General features: G+C 43.4%; 15 protein-coding genes and 7 tRNA genes. 2 read left to right on the top strand and 20 right to left on the bottom strand.

What is annotated here, in order from left to right; all coding sequences use genetic code 11:
• Positions 1–16: 16 nt before the first annotated feature.
• The gene (locus DW019_RS05740; protein ID WP_117478678.1) at positions 17–790 is read right to left on the bottom strand and encodes a ZIP family metal transporter; all 774 of its coding nucleotides are present in this window, start codon (positions 788–790) and stop codon (positions 17–19) included.
• A 213-nt stretch (positions 791–1,003) separates the two neighbouring features.
• On the opposite strand from DW019_RS05740, the gene DW019_RS05735 reads away from it, so the two are divergent.
• On the top strand, positions 1,004–3,178 hold the full coding sequence (locus DW019_RS05735; protein WP_118442784.1) for an HAD-IC family P-type ATPase: 2,175 nt from the start codon (positions 1,004–1,006) through the stop codon (positions 3,176–3,178).
• Here the strand turns inward: DW019_RS05735 and ispF are convergent.
• The 3 genes from ispF to DW019_RS05720 all read right to left on the bottom strand — a co-directional run bounded on the left by ispF (position 3,171) and on the right by DW019_RS05720 (position 3,946).
• On the bottom strand, positions 3,171–3,656 hold the full coding sequence (gene ispF / locus DW019_RS05730) for a 2-C-methyl-D-erythritol 2,4-cyclodiphosphate synthase (RefSeq protein ID WP_118442783.1): 486 nt from the start codon (positions 3,654–3,656) through the stop codon (positions 3,171–3,173). The two genes, DW019_RS05735 and ispF, sit on opposite strands and share 8 nt — an antisense overlap.
• 78 nt (positions 3,657–3,734) lie before the next feature.
• Positions 3,735–3,808, bottom strand: a tRNA-Met gene (locus DW019_RS05725).
• Positions 3,809–3,873: 65 nt separating this feature from the next.
• Positions 3,874–3,946, bottom strand: a tRNA-Val gene (locus DW019_RS05720).
• A 158-nt stretch (positions 3,947–4,104) separates the two neighbouring features.
• Between DW019_RS05720 and DW019_RS05715 the strand changes: the two genes are divergently transcribed.
• On the top strand, positions 4,105–4,581 hold the full coding sequence (locus DW019_RS05715; RefSeq protein WP_118442782.1) for a small multi-drug export protein: 477 nt from the start codon (positions 4,105–4,107) through the stop codon (positions 4,579–4,581).
• Here DW019_RS05715 and DW019_RS05710 read toward each other — a convergent pair.
• From DW019_RS05710 to DW019_RS05635, 16 genes are all read right to left on the bottom strand, one after another.
• Positions 4,578–5,066 carry a metallophosphoesterase gene (locus DW019_RS05710; RefSeq protein WP_117478681.1) on the bottom strand — a complete coding sequence of 163 codons (489 nt, stop codon included), beginning with the start codon at positions 5,064–5,066 and terminating at the stop codon, positions 4,578–4,580. The genes DW019_RS05715 and DW019_RS05710 overlap by 4 nt on opposite strands.
• The gene (locus DW019_RS05705) at positions 5,066–5,668 is read right to left on the bottom strand and encodes an XTP/dITP diphosphatase (protein WP_022376094.1); all 603 of its coding nucleotides are present in this window, start codon (positions 5,666–5,668) and stop codon (positions 5,066–5,068) included. The genes DW019_RS05710 and DW019_RS05705 overlap by 1 nt, the downstream gene beginning before the upstream one ends.
• A complete protein-coding gene (locus DW019_RS05700; protein WP_118442781.1) occupies positions 5,661–6,842 on the bottom strand; it encodes a class I SAM-dependent RNA methyltransferase in 1,182 nt (393 codons plus the stop codon). The genes DW019_RS05705 and DW019_RS05700 overlap by 8 nt, the downstream gene beginning before the upstream one ends.
• A gap of 7 nt (positions 6,843–6,849) precedes the next feature.
• Entirely contained in the window at positions 6,850–7,140 is a 291-nt protein-coding gene (locus DW019_RS05695; RefSeq protein ID WP_022376096.1) for a rhodanese-like domain-containing protein, read from the bottom strand.
• Between the two features lie 84 nt (positions 7,141–7,224).
• Positions 7,225–7,419 carry a hypothetical protein gene (locus tag DW019_RS05690; RefSeq protein WP_117478684.1) on the bottom strand — a complete coding sequence of 65 codons (195 nt, stop codon included), beginning with the start codon at positions 7,417–7,419 and terminating at the stop codon, positions 7,225–7,227.
• Between the two features lie 83 nt (positions 7,420–7,502).
• Positions 7,503–8,366, bottom strand: a complete 864-nt coding sequence (fba, locus tag DW019_RS05685) for a class II fructose-1,6-bisphosphate aldolase (RefSeq protein WP_022376098.1) — start codon at positions 8,364–8,366, stop codon at positions 7,503–7,505.
• Between the two features lie 25 nt (positions 8,367–8,391).
• The gene (locus tag DW019_RS05680) at positions 8,392–9,075 is read right to left on the bottom strand and encodes a PilZ domain-containing protein (protein ID WP_117478686.1); all 684 of its coding nucleotides are present in this window, start codon (positions 9,073–9,075) and stop codon (positions 8,392–8,394) included.
• Between the two features lie 598 nt (positions 9,076–9,673).
• Positions 9,674–9,745: transfer RNA gene (locus DW019_RS05675), tRNA-Gln, on the bottom strand.
• A gap of 18 nt (positions 9,746–9,763) precedes the next feature.
• Positions 9,764–9,837 (bottom strand) — tRNA-His (locus tag DW019_RS05670).
• 35 nt (positions 9,838–9,872) lie between these two features.
• Positions 9,873–9,946 (bottom strand) — tRNA-Arg (locus DW019_RS05665).
• Positions 9,947–9,971: 25 nt separating this feature from the next.
• Positions 9,972–10,042, bottom strand: a tRNA-Gly gene (locus DW019_RS05660).
• A gap of 45 nt (positions 10,043–10,087) precedes the next feature.
• A tRNA-Pro gene (locus tag DW019_RS05655) sits at positions 10,088–10,162 on the bottom strand.
• Positions 10,163–10,313: 151 nt separating this feature from the next.
• Positions 10,314–11,369 (bottom strand): histidinol-phosphate transaminase, encoded by a 1,056-nt coding sequence (gene hisC / locus DW019_RS05650; RefSeq protein ID WP_118442780.1) that lies wholly within the window; start codon positions 11,367–11,369, stop codon positions 10,314–10,316.
• A 52-nt stretch (positions 11,370–11,421) separates the two neighbouring features.
• On the bottom strand, positions 11,422–13,077 hold the full coding sequence (locus tag DW019_RS05645; RefSeq protein ID WP_182431056.1) for a S8 family peptidase: 1,656 nt from the start codon (positions 13,075–13,077) through the stop codon (positions 11,422–11,424).
• Positions 13,078–13,132: 55 nt separating this feature from the next.
• Complete coding sequence (clpX, locus tag DW019_RS05640) at positions 13,133–14,515, bottom strand: ATP-dependent Clp protease ATP-binding subunit ClpX (RefSeq protein WP_243024105.1); 1,383 nt, start codon at positions 14,513–14,515, stop codon at positions 13,133–13,135.
• Between the two features lie 74 nt (positions 14,516–14,589).
• Positions 14,590–16,191 carry a trypsin-like peptidase domain-containing protein gene (locus DW019_RS05635; RefSeq protein ID WP_118442777.1) on the bottom strand — a complete coding sequence of 534 codons (1,602 nt, stop codon included), beginning with the start codon at positions 16,189–16,191 and terminating at the stop codon, positions 14,590–14,592.
• Positions 16,192–16,930: the final 739 nt, after the last annotated feature.

Below are 16,930 nucleotides of genomic sequence, written 5' to 3'. Positions count from 1 at the left end.
TATCGTATTTATTTTACTATCCGAGAGCCACATCAAGAACCATCATCAGTGTAAAACCAACCGCCACACCGATGGTTGCTATATTGGTATGCTCCCCCATTTGTGATTCCGGAATCAATTCTTCCACCACAACGTAAATCATAGCACCTGCCGCAAACGACAAAAAATAAGGGAGAAATGGAACAATGATACCGGTTAGCAAAATTGTAAGCATCGCTCCCACCGGTTCAACAAGCCCGGACAACACGCCATACAAAAAAGCCCTCTTTTTCGACACACCAAGACTGCAAAGAGGCATAGAAATAATTGCTCCTTCCGGAAAGTTTTGAATCGCGATTCCAAGCGCCAGGGCAAAAGCACCCGAAAGTGTAATCCCTGTATTGTCAATCAGCACTCCCGCAAATGTAACACCGACTGCCATCCCTTCCGGAATATTATGCAGTGTCACCGCCAGCACAAGCATGGCTGCCTTCCCAAGTTTCGTTTTCGGTCCCTCCGGCTTATCACTATCCAAATGAAGATGTGGAATCACACTGTCTAACAATAACAAGAATATCATGCCAAGCAAAAAACCGACACACGCAGGAATCCACGCAATGCCGCCCGCCTGCTCCGTCATCTCAATTGAAGGTATAAGAAGCGACCACACTGAAGCTGCAATCATAACACCGGCGGCAAACCCCAAAAGCATTTTCTCCAGCTTTTGATTCATACTTCCCTTCATGAAAAATACCATGCCTGCTCCCAATGTTGTTCCCAGAAAAGGAATCATTAATCCAGAAAAAATCATCAATTACCTCCTTGTTTTCCGACAACAAACCATCCTTTGGTTATCTTATTGATATGCCAAAAAAGCTCGTCTTGTTATCCATGTTTGTTCGTTATCGCCCACAGTATATCACAACGAGGGGGGGGCTGTAAAATGCTTCCTTGGAAATATTTCTTTATTATTGACCCCATCCCCATTCTCCGATATACTTAAATCAGCATAGGAGGGATTCACATGAAGACTACATCAAGAACCATTTCACAAATTGTCCGGGCGCATACGCTTACCTATTTCAACTTGCTGAATGTAATTTTAGCAGGTTTTATCATTCTCTCCGGACAATATAAAAATATGCTTTTTATGGGAATTGTCATTTCCAATTCTTTGATTGGAATTATTCAGGAATGTAAGGTAAAATCCCTCATCGATAAACTTTCCGTAATCACGGCAACAAAAGCGAGAAAACTTGCAGCCGATGGCACAATCACAGAAATTCCGATTGAATCCCTGGCAGTTTCCGACACCATACACATTATGACAGGCGACCAGATTGTCGCAGATGGTGAAGTTCTTACCTCGGATGGATTAGAAGTCAATGAATCGCACCTGACCGGCGAGTCCATTCCGGTATTTAAAAAGCCGGGTGACTTTCTCTATTCCGGCAGTTTCATTGTAGCGGGTTCCGGCACGGCAAAAGTTTTGAAATCCGTTGAAGACAGTTATGCAGCCAAATTAACGAAAAAGGCACAGACGAAACGTCGGGCAACGTCTGAAATGCAGGATGCCATTAAGCGAATTATACGCTATGTTAGTTTTGCCATTGTACCAATTGGTGCTGCCCTTTTCTGTATTCAGTATTTCCGTGCGGACGACACCTTATCAAATGCTCTGGTAAGTACGGTTGCTGGTGTTCTTGGCATGATTCCGGAAGGACTGGTGCTCTTAACCAGTGTTTCCTTTATTCTAGGCGTAGGACGCCTTGCGAGAAAAAAAGCACTGGTGCAGGAAATGGAAGCAATTGAGGCGTTAGCCCGCGTAAATGTATTATGTTTAGATAAAACCGGAACGATTACCACCGGCGAACTGACCGTTGATGAAGTAATTCCTTTCGGTGTGGACAAAGAAATGATTCACGATATCATGGGGACACTTGTCTATGCATTTACTGAAACAAATGCCACAAGCACGGCACTACAGGCTTTTTTCAAAGAAACTGATACATATTCGGTAACTGACAGTGTTCCATTTAGTTCCCGACGCAAATTTATGGGAATCCAAACGAAAGACAAATGTTTTCTTCTTGGTGCTCCGGATTATCTCACAAAAGATGACGAAATATTAAAAAAAGCAGCCACTTACTCCAATGAAGGACTTCGTGTACTGCTGCTTGGTTCATGCCAAAAATTATACAAGGATGCAAAAGAAATCGAGGAATTCACCCCACTTTCTCTTATTGTACTCTCTGACTGCGTAAAAGAGGATGCACTCGATACATTCGCCTTTTTTGCAAAACAAGGTGTAGCAGTCAAAGTCATTTCCGGCGACGATCCGGTTACTGTTTCATACATTGCAAGACTTGCCGGAATACCGGGGGCAGATGCATATATCGATGCCGGAACACTTCCGGACGATATCGATGAACTTTGTAAAATAGCACCAAAATACAGCGTATTTGGGCGCGTTACACCGGAAAAGAAGCAGGCACTCGTTCACGCCTTCCAAAACGCCGGACATGTTGTCGGTATGGTGGGCGACGGCATTAACGATGTTCTCGCACTCAAAGATGCTGACTGTGGAATTGCCATGGCAAACGGAGCGGACGCTGCAAAACAATGTGCACACATTGTACTGATGGATTCCAATTTCGCCTCTATGGAAAATATCGTAAAAGAAGGACGAACTACCATTGCCAACATTGAGCGTGTCAGTGCGCTCTATCTGACAAAGACAATTTACTCCGTCCTTCTGTGTACCATATTTATTATTATTGGAAAATCCTATCCGTTCATTCCGATTCAGCTCAGCTTAATTGGTGCTACGGCAATCGGAATTCCAAGTTTCTTTCTTGCCCTCGAAAAACACGAAGAGCCGACAACAACCGGATTCTTACGCCATGTCCTGCGTATTTCGCTTCCTGCCGCACTCATTCTGTGTGTCGGAATTTGCGCCATCCAGTTTTTGTCCCTTCGTTTTGGTTTTACAACAGCATTTCATCAGACGCTGAATCTGTTAGCCGGTGGCGTTGTCTCCCTCGGTGTCGTAGCACGTGTCTGCCATCCATGGACAAAGCGCAGAACGCTTTTATTCACCCTAATGACAATTATTTTCGTTTGCGCCATCCTTGTCGCACCACACTTTTTCGGAGTCTTGTCCCTGCGGGAATTTATTCATGTAATATCATTCATATAAGAACAGGTTCTTCCTCTAACAAACAGATCGCCTGTGCCGATATGCCCTGACCGCTTCCGGTGAAACCAAGCCCTTCTTCCGTTGTTGCCTTAATGTTAATCCGGGAAACATCTACACACAAAGCTTTCGCTACATTTTCACGCATTGATTCAATATACAGACGCATCTTCGGTTTCTGTGCAATAATGGTTGCATCCACATTTCCAACAACATATCCCGCCTCTTTCACTTTGCCACGGACACACTCTAACAGCCACAGACTGTCTGCACCACGATATTTCTCATCATTGTCCGGAAAATGTTTGCCAATGTCACCAAGAGCAGCCGCACCGAGCAGAGCATCCATAATCGCATGCAGTAAAACATCCGCATCCGAATGACCTAAAAGTCCCAGTTCATAATCGATCGTCACACCGCCAAGAATCAATTCTCTATTTTCCACCAAGCGGTGCACATCATATCCCATTCCAATTCTCATCGTGTCTTACCTCACTTTCTTCTCATGCTATGTCAAGATATACAAAAGACCTCCGAAGTTACCTTCGGAGGTCTGTAGTAGCGGGAAAGGGATTCGAACCCCCGACACCACGGGTATGAACCGTGTGCTCTCGCCAACTGAGCTATCCCGCCATCTAAACTGCCAAGACGAAACTGTCTTGACATATATAAAAACTTTTCACAATTGAAAAGTTCAATGGGACCTACAGGGCTCGAACCTGTGACCCTCTGCTTGTAAGGCAGATGCTCTCCCAGCTGAGCTAAGATCCCATGCGTCACTCACAGCGACTTCTTCATTATACCAAAAACATCCATTTTGTCAACACTTTTTTCAAAAAAATTATACTTTTTCTTGACGCTCCCTACACATATCATGTACAATATGGATTGGACTTATCCAACAATTGTTTATTATTAGGAGAAATATTATGTTTGTAAAATATCTGATTTTGTTTTTCATTTCCATGGTGCCTATTGTTGAACTGCGTGGTGCCATCCCTTATTCCGTTGTTTTCGGACTGCCGCTTATACCATCTTACATCATCTGTGTAATTGGTAATATGCTGCCGGTTCCTTTTATCTACCTTTTCGCAAGAAAAATTTTGATTTGGGGTTCCGATAAAAAGGGCATTGGCAGGTTCTTCCGATTCTGCTTGGAAAAAGGCGAAAAGGGCGGACAGAAATTAAAAGAAAAAGCAGGACGAGGTACATTCGTCGCACTGCTTCTCTTTGTTGGTATTCCGCTGCCGGGCACCGGTGCATGGACCGGTACACTCGCTGCCAGTCTTCTCGATATGGATTTTAAATCCTCGATTTTAGCATGCATGGGTGGCGTACTGCTTGCCGGAATTATTATGGCCGTTGCCAGCACCGGCGTATTCAACGCAATTTTAGCACTTTTTTAGTAAGGCATTTCACACATACGAAAATCTATTTTCCCATCTTCACGAATTTCCATCACCGTGTAGGTGGGAATTTTATTATCCTGTCTCGGTTTTGAAATACTCCCCGGATTCAAAAGAATCAAATCATCGGTTTTCTCTAAATACGGCACATGCGTATGTCCAAACATAACAACATCGGCATGATTTTGCAGCCCAAAGTAGCGCAGAGCGTCCGGCGCCCCGCCATACGAAAGATATCGGTGTCCATGACACATCGCAATGCGCTTGCCGCCAAATTCAATCACCATACTCTCTTTGAGCGAAGATGAAAAGTCACAGTTTCCTCTCACCATATAAACCGGATACGGCGTCAGCGAACGGATATAAGCTTCATCATTTCCTACATCCCCAAGATGAAAAATCGCCTGAAAATCCGGATACCTGTCCATCGCTTTTACAAGATTTTCGGTTCTTCCATGCGAATCACTAAAAATCAGTGCCTTCATTATGCCTCGCCTCTCTTTTTCAAAATCTCAACCATTTTACGGATTGCAATGCCGCGGTGGCTGATTGCATTTTTCTCTTCCGGCTCCATTTCTCCGGTCGTCATGCCTCGCTCCGGCAGATAAAAAATCGGGTCGTAGCCAAATCCATTCTCTCCTTTTGGCTCTTTAGCAAGTTTTCCTTCAATAATTCCCGTTGCCGTATCAACTGTTCCGTCCGGGTAGGCACAGGCAATCACGCAGACAAACCTGGCGTCTCTCTTTTCATCCGGCACACCCTCACAGCGTTTGAGAATCTCCGCATTTTTAATTGAATACGGGGTATCTTCTCCCAAATATCTCGCCGAATAAATTCCCGGCTCTTTGTTCAGATAATCTACCTCAAAACCGGAATCATCCGCAAGAACCATCTCACCGGTCTCTTCCATAACTGCTTTCGCTTTAATCACAGCATTTTCTTCAAATGTCTTTCCGTCCTCTACAATATCAATATCCACACCAATATCTTTCATAGATAAAATCTCATAGTCATCGCCTAGCATCTGGCGGAATTCGTTGACTTTTCCCTGATTTCCAGTTGCAAAAACCAATCGTTTTTTACTCATTTTCTTTTTTATCCTTTCTTCTCACCGGCGGTTTTTCGCCCATGTACTGATACAAATACGTTTTCATCATGCCATTGTAAATTTTACGGTTTTTCGTTGCTTTTTTTCGGTTTCCGCCCGCTGCCACAGCCTTTTGCGCATCCTCATATCCACTTAGCAAAAAGAACGACCACGTATCATTTTCCGACATCACACGTCCAACCGTTTTGTACAAATCAAACATTTCTTCTTTGGTCGAGAGACGCTCGCCATACGGCGGATTGCTGATTACAAAACCATACTTTTTCGGTGTATTAAAATCAGCCACATCACGCTGCTGGAAATGAATGTACTCATCCACACCGGCAAGTTTTGCATTTGCCCTCGCCATTTTCAGCACCTCATCGTCTATGTCATATCCCTGAATATGAATCTCTGCATCATTTCGGATAGCGTCTTCCGCTTCATCAATCGCATCGTACCACGCCTTTTTCGGCACGAGATTTTTCCAGCTCTCCGCAGTAAATTCACGGTTCATCCCCGGCGCCATATTCAAAGCAATCATCGCTGCTTCAATTGGTATCGTTCCACTTCCGCAGAATGGATCAATCAGCATACGATCGGCATGCCACGGCGAAAGCAGAATCATCGCTGCCGCCAATGTTTCCGTAACCGGTGCCGGTGCCGTAAATTTGCGGTAACCGCGTTTGTGAAGCGACTCTCCGGTCGTATCCAGCCCAATCGTCACAATATCTTTCACAATACTAATCCGAAGTGGGTAAGACGCCCCGGTCTCTTCAAACCAATCCGCGTGGTAGGTCTGTTTGAGTTTTTCAACCATTGCCTTTTTCACAATTTTCTGAATGTCCGACGGACTGAACAATTTACTGCTCACAGAGTTTGCCTTCGTCACCCAGAACTTTCCGTCTTCCGGTATGTAATCCGCCCACGGAATTGCTTTTACCGCCTCAAACAAATCATCAAAACTTGTCGCACGGAAGCTGTCAATTTTCAGCAAAATTCGTTCCGTTGTACGCAGAAAAATGTTGGCACGGGCGATTGCCGCCGCATCTCCAAAAAATGTCACTTTGCCATTATCCACCTGCGAAATTTCATAACCAAGATTTTGTATTTCACGTTTCAGCACCGCCTCCATTCCAAAATGACACGGTGCAATCAATTCATACTGTTTCATAGTAACCTCATTTTTTCATTTCTTCGTATCCTCCGGCGATACTGGACGCCCATTTCCCTTTTTTTGCCAGTTCTCTCGCCGCCTGCAGACTATGATTTCCATGGTCGCAGTAAAAAATAATTCTGTCGTAGTTCATCATTTCTTCCTGATACTGTGAAAGTTCCTCATACGGGATATTCCACGCACCGGAAATATGTGACGTTGCAAATGCTTCCCTGCTTCGCAAATCCACGAGAAGTGTTTTACTGTGGTAAATATATTTTGACGCTTCTGAAAAAGACACCAGATTAGGTTTCATATCATACCCTTTTCTTTTTAATCTATTCCAGCCTCTGCGTCATTATGACCAAAGAGCCGGTCTTAATCGACCGGCTCCGGAAAATTAATAACAATCTTTGGAATTGTTTGCAGCAGAATCTTTTGCACGGTTCTTGCTGCTATTTTTGCTCGCATTCTTACTTGCATTTTTACCAGCGTTTTTACTTGCATTTTTACTGGAATTTCTGCTTGTATTCTTGCTATCATTTTTGCTGTTATTCTGAGCATCGTTATACTCATCTAAAAAATTCTTAGCCATGATTTCCTCCTTCGCTGCATTCTTGTGAATACGTTACGAAATTAGTATGTCACATGACTGATTTTTTATGCAAAAATTTAATGTCAGGCTTTTCCAACTGAACCAAATAATTCCATTTTTTCTTTTACTGTTGCTTTGATTGCTTCTGTACCCGGAGCAAGCAGTTTACGTGGGTCAAAACCTTTACCTTCCAAATCTTTGCCTGCTTCAATGTAAGCACGTGTTGCTTCCTGGAACGCAAGCTGGCACTCTGTGTTTACGTTAATCTTAGATACACCAAGAGAGATTGCTTTCTTAATCATATCTTCCGGAATTCCGGTACCACCATGAAGTACAAGCGGCATCGTTCCTGTTTTCTCCTGAACAGCAGCCAACGTCTCAAAGCTGAGTCCTGCCCAGTTTTTCGGATATTTACCATGGATATTACCAATTCCTGCTGCTAACATGGTAACACCAAGGTCAGCAACCATCTTACATTCGTTCGGATCTGCACACTCGCCGGCACCAATGACACCATCTTCTTCACCGCCGATTGAACCAACTTCTGCTTCAATAGACAATCCTTTTTCTTTGCAGATTCCTACCAGTTCTTTTGTTTTCTCAACGTTTTCCTCAATCGGATAATGAGAACCATCGAACATGATGGATGAAAATCCTGCCTCGATACAAGCTTTTGCGCCTTCATAACTGCCGTGGTCAAGGTGAAGAGCAACCGGAACTGTGATGTTCAATTCCTCAAGCATTCCATTTACCATACCAACAACAGTTTTATAACCGCACATGTACTTTCCGGCACCTTCGGACACACCAAGAATAACCGGTGAATTTAATTCCTGAGCTGTAAGAAGGATTGCCTTCGTCCACTCAAGGTTGTTGATATTAAACTGGCCAACCGCATATTTTCCTGCTTTTGCTTTGGTTAACATTTCCTCTGCTGAAACTAACATAATAAATTCCTCCGTTTTCATTTATTTAGACAGATGGGAAGTTTTTCGCTGTTTTATTTTTTAAACGTTCATTTTTCTTCGCCAGCTGTTCCATTTGCTTTTGATTAATATAATGCCCAATCATCTCATTTTTCTTCATTAGAGCACATCCGTACAAAAAACGTCCATCGTCAAGCGGCATCGTCCTTACGATTTTTCCAAACAAGGCAATTTCCGTAACTTTTTTTTCGTACTGCGCCATGTATGTCATATAGACGAATGCACCATCTGCGTCCTTTAATTCTTCCTTGTAAATAAAGGCAAATCCGGTGTTGCTTAAATCTTTGAGATGAACGATTTTTTCACGCCCGCTATGCCCAATTCTTGCGTGAATTTCTTCTCCGATATACAATCTGTATGCTCCTCGCCGGTTGTACTCACGACCTTCATTCGCTGCCTCGGATGCATAATAAATCTTGTGTTTGTGGCGAATACAATCCATCTTCGCCTCTTTCCACAAAATCGGTTTGTCATCTTCACGCATATACATAATGTCTACATCAACCTGGTCGCTCTGAACATTCAAAATTTTCTGGTCTTTGCGAATCGGCTCAAACAAAACATCATGCTTGTGCTTTCCCTGCACGATTGTCTCAAACTCAAAATGTTTGCCATCAATCGTAAGCAGTAGTAAAACCTTAGCCCCCTGCTCTAATTCTGATAGTAACAATTTAGACTTTCTCCTTTCCTTTGTAACCCCATATAATATAGGATAACACAATTGGATTGGTTTTTCAATAAGCGGTGACGACAGATGGGTAATTAATTGCTGCTATTTTTTTAGATTCCGTGTTTTGTTAAGAAAAGTTTGCATCACGTGGGCGCTCCCGCTAAGACAAATACGCAGAAGTATCGGCATGCCAACTACGCATGCCAGATACTTGCGCATTTGTACCCACGTGATACAAATCTTTTCTTAAACAAATCACTGGAATTCTTAAAAGATTAGCAACAACTATTTACACATACCTGCCCTGCACACACATCTTCAATGAAACTAACTCTACATTTTTCCCGTAATGATTACTAATCTTTTTGTTATCAAACTTAGGAACAATAGGAAGCTTCCCGCATGGGTTTTAAGCACGTCGGTATGAGGGTTGTCAGGTGTTTTTCTGACAATCCCATACCGCTACGTGCTTAACGAGCGAAAGCGCCCATGCGGGAACTTCCTGTTGTTCCTTAATTTGAAAAGAAAAAGAATATATAACACCAAAAAAAGGACCCACTTCCAAGCGTTTCACTTAGAAGTCAAGTCCTATTAATAACTGGGCTAGCTGGATTTGAACCAGCGAATGTAGGAGTCAAAGTCCTATGCCTTACCCCTTGGCGATAGCCCAACATCCCGTAAAGGGAAGGGTGGGTAATGGGATTCGAACCCACGGCCTTCAGAGCCACAATCTGACGCGCTAACCAACTGCGCTATACCCACCATAAAGGATAAGCCGCATACGGCATTTCCTACAGCGTGTCAGGAGGGATTCGAACCCCCGACCCACGGCTTAGAAGGCCGTTGCTCTATCCAACTGAGCTACTGACACGTAGCAATGCTGTTTGCACCACAAAAGCGGGTGATGGGAATCGAACCCACGTATCTAGCTTGGAAGGCTAGTGTTCTACCATTGAACTACACCCGCATAGGGTTTTTTATACAATTAAGCGACTGTATAAAACAGTCGCAGTCGGGGTGACAGGATTCGAACCTGCGGCCTCTTGATCCCAAATCAAGCGCTCTAGCCAAGCTGAGCCACACCCCGGATTGAACACATATTTTTGTGTCTTTCCAGCGTCTCTGAGCCGTGACGCAAGACCTATTATATTATAGAACCACCTGCTTGTCAACTAATTTCTCAAAAAAATTAAGACTTTTTTCTTTGGTCGCTCTGTCGTGCCAATCTTTCGTTCTTTTTATGCCATAATACGGTCGATTGCCTGCAGCAGACAATCCATCTGTTCATCTGTTCCAATCGAGATTCTGAGATAATCCTTAATCCGCTCCCCATTAAAATGACGAACGAAGATTTTTTCTTTTTTCAGTTCTTCAAATAACCAGCCGGCATCCACTGAATTCGGTTTTGCAAACAAAAAATTTGTGCTGGAATCAAGCACCTCAAATCCACGGCGTCTCAATTCTTCTTTTGTCCGCTCACGAGTTGCAACCACCATTTGTTTCTTTTCCTGAAAATACTCCTCATCAGCAAGAGAAGCCGCCCCCAACGCAATAGATTCTCTCGTCATCGTATACGAGTTAATTGACTCTTTAACATCAGTCATTGCCTGAATCAAACGTTTATTTCCCATCGCATAACCGATACGCATACCTGCCATGGAACGTGATTTCGAATATGTGCGCACAACAAGCAGATTTTCATATTTTGGCAGAAGCGAAAGTGCGCTCTCTCCGCCAAAGTCAATATAAGCTTCATCCACAATCACAATGACATCCTGATTTGCCGCAATAATTTCCTCGATTTCATCCCGGCTTAACGCAAGAGAGGTCGGGGCATTCGGGTTTGCAATAACAACGCCGCCATTTTCTTTTTTATAATCATCCGGACAAATTCGGAAATCGTCTGTCAGCTTTGGACACTCGTACGGAATCCGGTAAACATTAGCCCAAACAGGATAAAACGAATATGTAACATCCGGGAAGAGAATCGGCTTATCGGAATTAAAAAACGTAAGAAATGCAAGTGCCAGAACATCATCTGAACCAACACCGACAAATACCTGTCCGGCATCCAGTCCATGATACGATTCAAGTGCTGTCACTAATTCTTTTGCTGCCGGATCCGGATATAGGGCAAACCGTGAAACTTCCATTTCTTCGTGAGCCTTTTTTACCCCCGGTGACGGCGGATATGGATTTTCGTTTGTATTTAACTTTATAATATCTTTTACCTGAGGCTGTTCACCCGGAATATAAGGAACAACCTTTCGGATATTTTCTTCCCAAGCTTTCATTGGTACCCTCCTCTTTTTTTCTCCCTAAATATACTCCTTTCACCCTCTGCCGTCAATAGTCTGTTATACTCCGGTACGCATCAACAATGCCATAACCCCACTCGGTATTCGGATAGGGTTCTCCTCTTGGCACGGCCCCCCGGATGAGCGCCTCACGCACCGTATTACTGTTTGCACCGTCATCTGCATATTCCTGCATAAAAAGTGCGCTGATTCCTGCTACAAAAGCCGCTGCTACACTTGTTCCCGTCATTGTGCCATATCGGTTTCCCGGATACGTTCCCGTCAGTTCCACGCCGGGTGCAACAACTTCCGGCTTAATGTAGCCAAAAGGAGTAAAACCACGCCCTGCCCGCAGATACAGGGCACCATCTCTTACGTCGTATGCCGACACTCCCGTCACAAATGGCGTTGTCGATGGATTTGTAGCCGTCATATCGGGGTCCGAATCTAAAAATACAACTTCCTTTTCCAAAAACTGCTGAATCGGAAGCCACATGGAAAAATTAGGAACTTCATAATCAAACTGTGTTCGCACTTTCCAAATTCCGGTCGTTGGATTCTGAAAGCGAAAAACGACAACCTGCTCTCTCGTCAGTTCCTGCGCTACACCAAAATAAATTTCGACCGTTGTATTTTCCGGCACAAACCGATGCTCATAGCGGATTCCTGAAACCGCACGGATTTCGCGAATTGTCTCCCCGCTCGGTGAAATGACATCCACCGACAAGTTTCCCGGCGTCTGCCACCACAACTGCCCCATAAATCCATTCATATTTGCGGATACACTGATATCTATCGTATCTTCTTTGCGGCGTATTGTGTGATGATGTCTTGTATTTCCCTCATTCCCCACACACGTTACAATTGCCACACTGCCTACCGACAAATACCGGTTCAAATAAACGCCAAGCGCTGTACTTCCGTTGTGGTTTCCCATACTGCTGCCCATACCAAGGCAGAGAATGATTGGCTTTCTCTCCTGCGCCGCCACGGAAAGTAAATAAGCAAGCCCGGTCATCACATCACTTTCCAGATAAGCTGGCACATCCGACGGGATTCTATAATAATTTCGATAACTTTCATTCGCCTGACGGCATTTAACAACAACCAATTCAGATAATGGTGCCACCCCGGAAAATTCTTCGGCCCGGTTCTCGTTTCCTGCCGCTACCCCCGCCATAAATGTTCCGTGACCAATCTCATCCTGACTTGGCACAATTTCAAACGGATTTTCCGACGAAAGTGCCTGATTCAGCTGCTCCCTTGAATACATCCGTCCGTACGGAAATTTTTCATTTCCAACCCCTTCTTCTACACTCTGATCCCAGATTGACACAATCCTTGAAGTTCCATCCGCCGCCACAAATGCCTTATGTGTAAAATCAATTCCGGTGTCCACAATCCCAATCAGTACACCCTGTCCATATAAATCAAGGGACGGCTGCCTGCGAATGCGAAGCACACCACTGGCTTCCAGCGCTTCTTCACTCATCAGACCAAAGACATTTGGAATTGCTGAAAAACCATATTTTTGTATCGCCTCACCATTTACATTTTGAACCTGCTGGTAAATAATTGCCTGCCTGTCATCCAGCCGAATATAACAGTCCGGGTTGTACACTTCCCTTACATACCCCTCACCACGGTAATTATCCACAACGTAAATGAGAACATCCTCTGCAAAAACTGCTTCCCTGCACTGCATAAAAAAACCTCCTGCGCTTTGTTTCATCTTACGCAGAAGGTCTTACTTTTATCCATCAGCCATTACTTCGCATCAAAATGGTAGGAGAACCTTTTCCTTCAATATAATCTTTGGTAATGATAACTTTGCCAATCATTTCATCTTTCGGAATTTCATACATAATATCCATCATAAATTCCTCGATAATGGAACGGAGTGCTCTGGCACCGGTCTTCTTTGCCGCTGCTTTTTTCGCTACCGCCATCATGGCATCATCCTCAAATTCCAAATCCACTTCATCCATCTGCAAAAGTTTGCGATACTGTTTCAAAATAGCATTTTTCGGTTTTTGCAGCACCTGAACTAACAATTCCTCATCCATTGCCTGTAAGGAAAATACAATCGGCAGACGTCCGATAAACTCCGGAATCAAGCCATACTCGCGGATATCTTCGGTTTCTACTAAACGGAACAAATCTTTCTCATGGTCATACTTATCCCGAAGTTCCGAACCAAATCCAATCGTTCCCTGACTGGTAAGACGTTTTTTTATGATGTCTTCAAGCCCCGGAAAAGCTCCACCACAGATAAATAAAATGTTGCTCGTGTTCACCGTTGTCATCGGAACCATTGCATTTTTATTGGTTGCGCCAACCGGCACTTCCACATCGGCACCCTCCAACAATTTCAAAAGTGCCTGCTGCACTGATTCTCCACTTACATCGCGGTTATTGGTGTTCTGCTTTTTCGCAATTTTATCAATTTCATCGATATAAACAATACCCCGCTCTGCCAATTCTACATCGTTATCTGCATTGGCAAGAAGTTTGGAAATAACACTTTCTACATCATCGCCAATATAACCGGCTTCTGTTAATGCTGTGGCATCTGTAATCGCAAGCGGTACCTGCAAAAGGCGCGCCATCGTCTTAACCATAAATGTTTTTCCACTTCCGGTTGGTCCTAACATCAGCATATTCGACTTTTCAATTTCCACACCGTCATCGGTCTGCTCGGCAAGCACACGCTTATAATGATTATAAACGCCAACAGACAGCACTTTCTTTGCCTGCTCCTGCCCCATCACATATTCATCCAGGTTTCCTTTAATGACGTGAGGTGCCGGAAGTTTGTTAATATCCAGTGCCGGTTTTTCCTGTTTTTTCTTCTTTTTCGTTTTCACCTGATGGCGCTCCTGAAATTCATTCGGTGGCTCTAAACCCATACTGCCAAGATTCATCATATCCATTCCCGGAAAACTTGGCATTCCCTGCATTCCTATCTGGTCGAACGTTTTCTGCATACAATCCGAACAAATTGTAATTTGATTCGGAATGGTAATCATTTTATCTACTTTACTTTCCGGACGATGGCACAAATAACAAATTTTTTCGTAACCATCGGAATCCTTTTTATGATTCTTATCATCCGGATTCATCTCTTTTATTTCTTCACTCATAGTTTCCTCCATTTTTAGCACAAATCCCACCGCACAAATATGCGGTGGGACTTATTATACCCGATTTCACTCAATTAGTAAATACTTCCGCCCCAAGGTACTACCTGAGAATTGTCATTATCATAATTGTTGTTATAATTATCGTTATTATAATTCTGACCGGAATCATTTTGCTGTTGTGTCGAACCATCATCCAATCCATCTAATGTATCTTTACCTTTGAGCACAACATCTACTTGTTTCGCTTTATAAGTTCCGTCGTTGCTTCGCTGAACGGTAACTTTAATGGTCGTACCGGCTTTTGTACTGTTTACCTTTTCCTGTACTTCCTGAATGGTCTTAACCGTCTGGTCACCAATCTTGGTAATAACATCGCCCTGTTTAATGCCAGCCTTATAAGCAGCACCGGTATCGGATACTGCAGCAACATACACTCCAACCGGAATACCATATGCTTTGCTTACACTTTCTGAAATGTCTCTTCCGGTAATACCCAGATAACCTTTTTCGCTGTCTTTCAAAACTTCGCGGTCCATCAAGTCATTGATAACAGAAACTGCATCACTCATCGGGATCGCATATCCCATACCTTCAACATTTGTTGAACCGTAGGAGAAATATTTGGACGAGTTGATACCGATTACATTTCCGTTTGTATCAATCAAAGCACCACCACTGTTACCTGGATTAATCGCTGCATCTGTCTGCATCAAAACCTGCGTCGTACTCTTTCCGCTTCCATCCGATGCAGACACTTCACGGTTTTTCGCACTCAGATAGCCAACAGTTACAGACTGTCCATAACCAAGAGCATTTCCGATGGCAATTACCATCTGTCCGACTTTCGCCTGATCTGAATTTCCTAAGGAAGCAACGCGAATACTTTTCTTCGTGGATTCTTTGAGGGAACTTAATTTAACGGTAATAACCGCAAGGTCATTCGACTCACTTGTTCCTTTTACCATCGCATCCGCTACCTCATTATCGTTAAAAGTAACTGAAATTTTATCCGCATCAGCTACAACGTGGTTATTTGTCACAATCAAGAGTTGGTCATTATCCTGCTTTACAATAAATCCGGAACCTGCTCCCTCGGAAGAATAAGTCTGTCCAAAGTAAGAAGTCTGGGTACTCTTCTCTGTAATCGCAACAATCGATGGCATAACCTTTTCCACGATACCGGACACATCGGCAACCGTAGCTGCTGAACCGGATACCGTTGTCAGGGCAACACCATTATTGGAACTGTTATCCACGCCCTGAATCTCGCTCTTTGTTCCGAACAAATCAGATAAGCCCTTATTTACTCCAAAGAAACATCCCGCTGCAATCACGCCAAATAAAACTGCACTGACTAAAATTTTAGGAATTGACATTCCTTTTTTTGCTTTCTTTTCTTTTTTCTTTTTCACATTCTGCGCTTCAACATTCTGGAAACGGTACGTATTATCTTCAGATGGCATCGGTGACGGCTGCACCGGCTGCTCATAATAGGTATTCTGCTGCTGTGCCGGTTCCGGCTCCGGCTGCACCGGCTGGTTCTGATTCTGGTTCTCAGTCTGCGGCTCCTGTGGTTCCTGTGAAGCCTGTGGTGCCGGATTGTCAACCATGACAAATCCATTGGCATCGTTGTTATTTTCTATGCTATTGTTATTTCCCATGTTGTTTTCGTCCATGCTAAAACTTCCTTTCGTCTTAAGTTAGGTTTATTATAGACAGTAATTGTGTTGAGAATGTGAATGATTTATAATATTTGCGTCTTGTGGGCGCTCTCGCTTGACAAATTGCGTAAGGGTATCGGCATGTAAAATACACATGCCGGATACCCACGAATTTGTACCCACAATCCACAAATGTTATAAATCATCTATAAGCAATCAAATAGCTCTGATGTGGCGGCAGGAAGGTTATGCAACCAAAATCCTTACAAACTCCCAAAAACGTTGCATGATTTTAAATTTTTTTCAAAATCATGCAACCAAAACGACTACAATTAAGAGAAAAAGTTGCATTTATCCACGAATTTGTCCTGCCAAACTCGAATAACACGGCTGAAATGCAACCTTATGAGCCAAATCAAGCCAAAAGCGTTGTTCTGTGCAAATTAAAAAACCATTAAATGTGTTTTTGCACCTCTCCACCCCTTCCTACTTAATGCTGTCAAGTGCCTTTTTTAATATTCCAGCAGTTTACCGGGAAGGATTGCAAAGAATGTGCTAGGTACACGCAGGTATCTGATATGCGAATTTTGCATATCGATACCTCTGCGCGTACCTTAAGCGGGAGCGGCACATGAGTAGCAATCCTTCCCGGTAAATTGCGAAAATAAAAAAGCCGCTGACATTTTTCTTGTGAAAAAGGCAAAAATGAGATATACTATTTATACTTATGGACATACTAAACTATAAATAGAAA

This window comes from Clostridium sp. AF37-5, assembly GCF_003477605.1.
In the GTDB taxonomy this organism is placed as follows: domain Bacteria; phylum Bacillota; class Clostridia; order Lachnospirales; family Lachnospiraceae; genus Eubacterium_F.
Note: the sequence above shows the minus strand (reverse complement) of the source record. Positions and strands in the feature narration are given on the sequence as shown.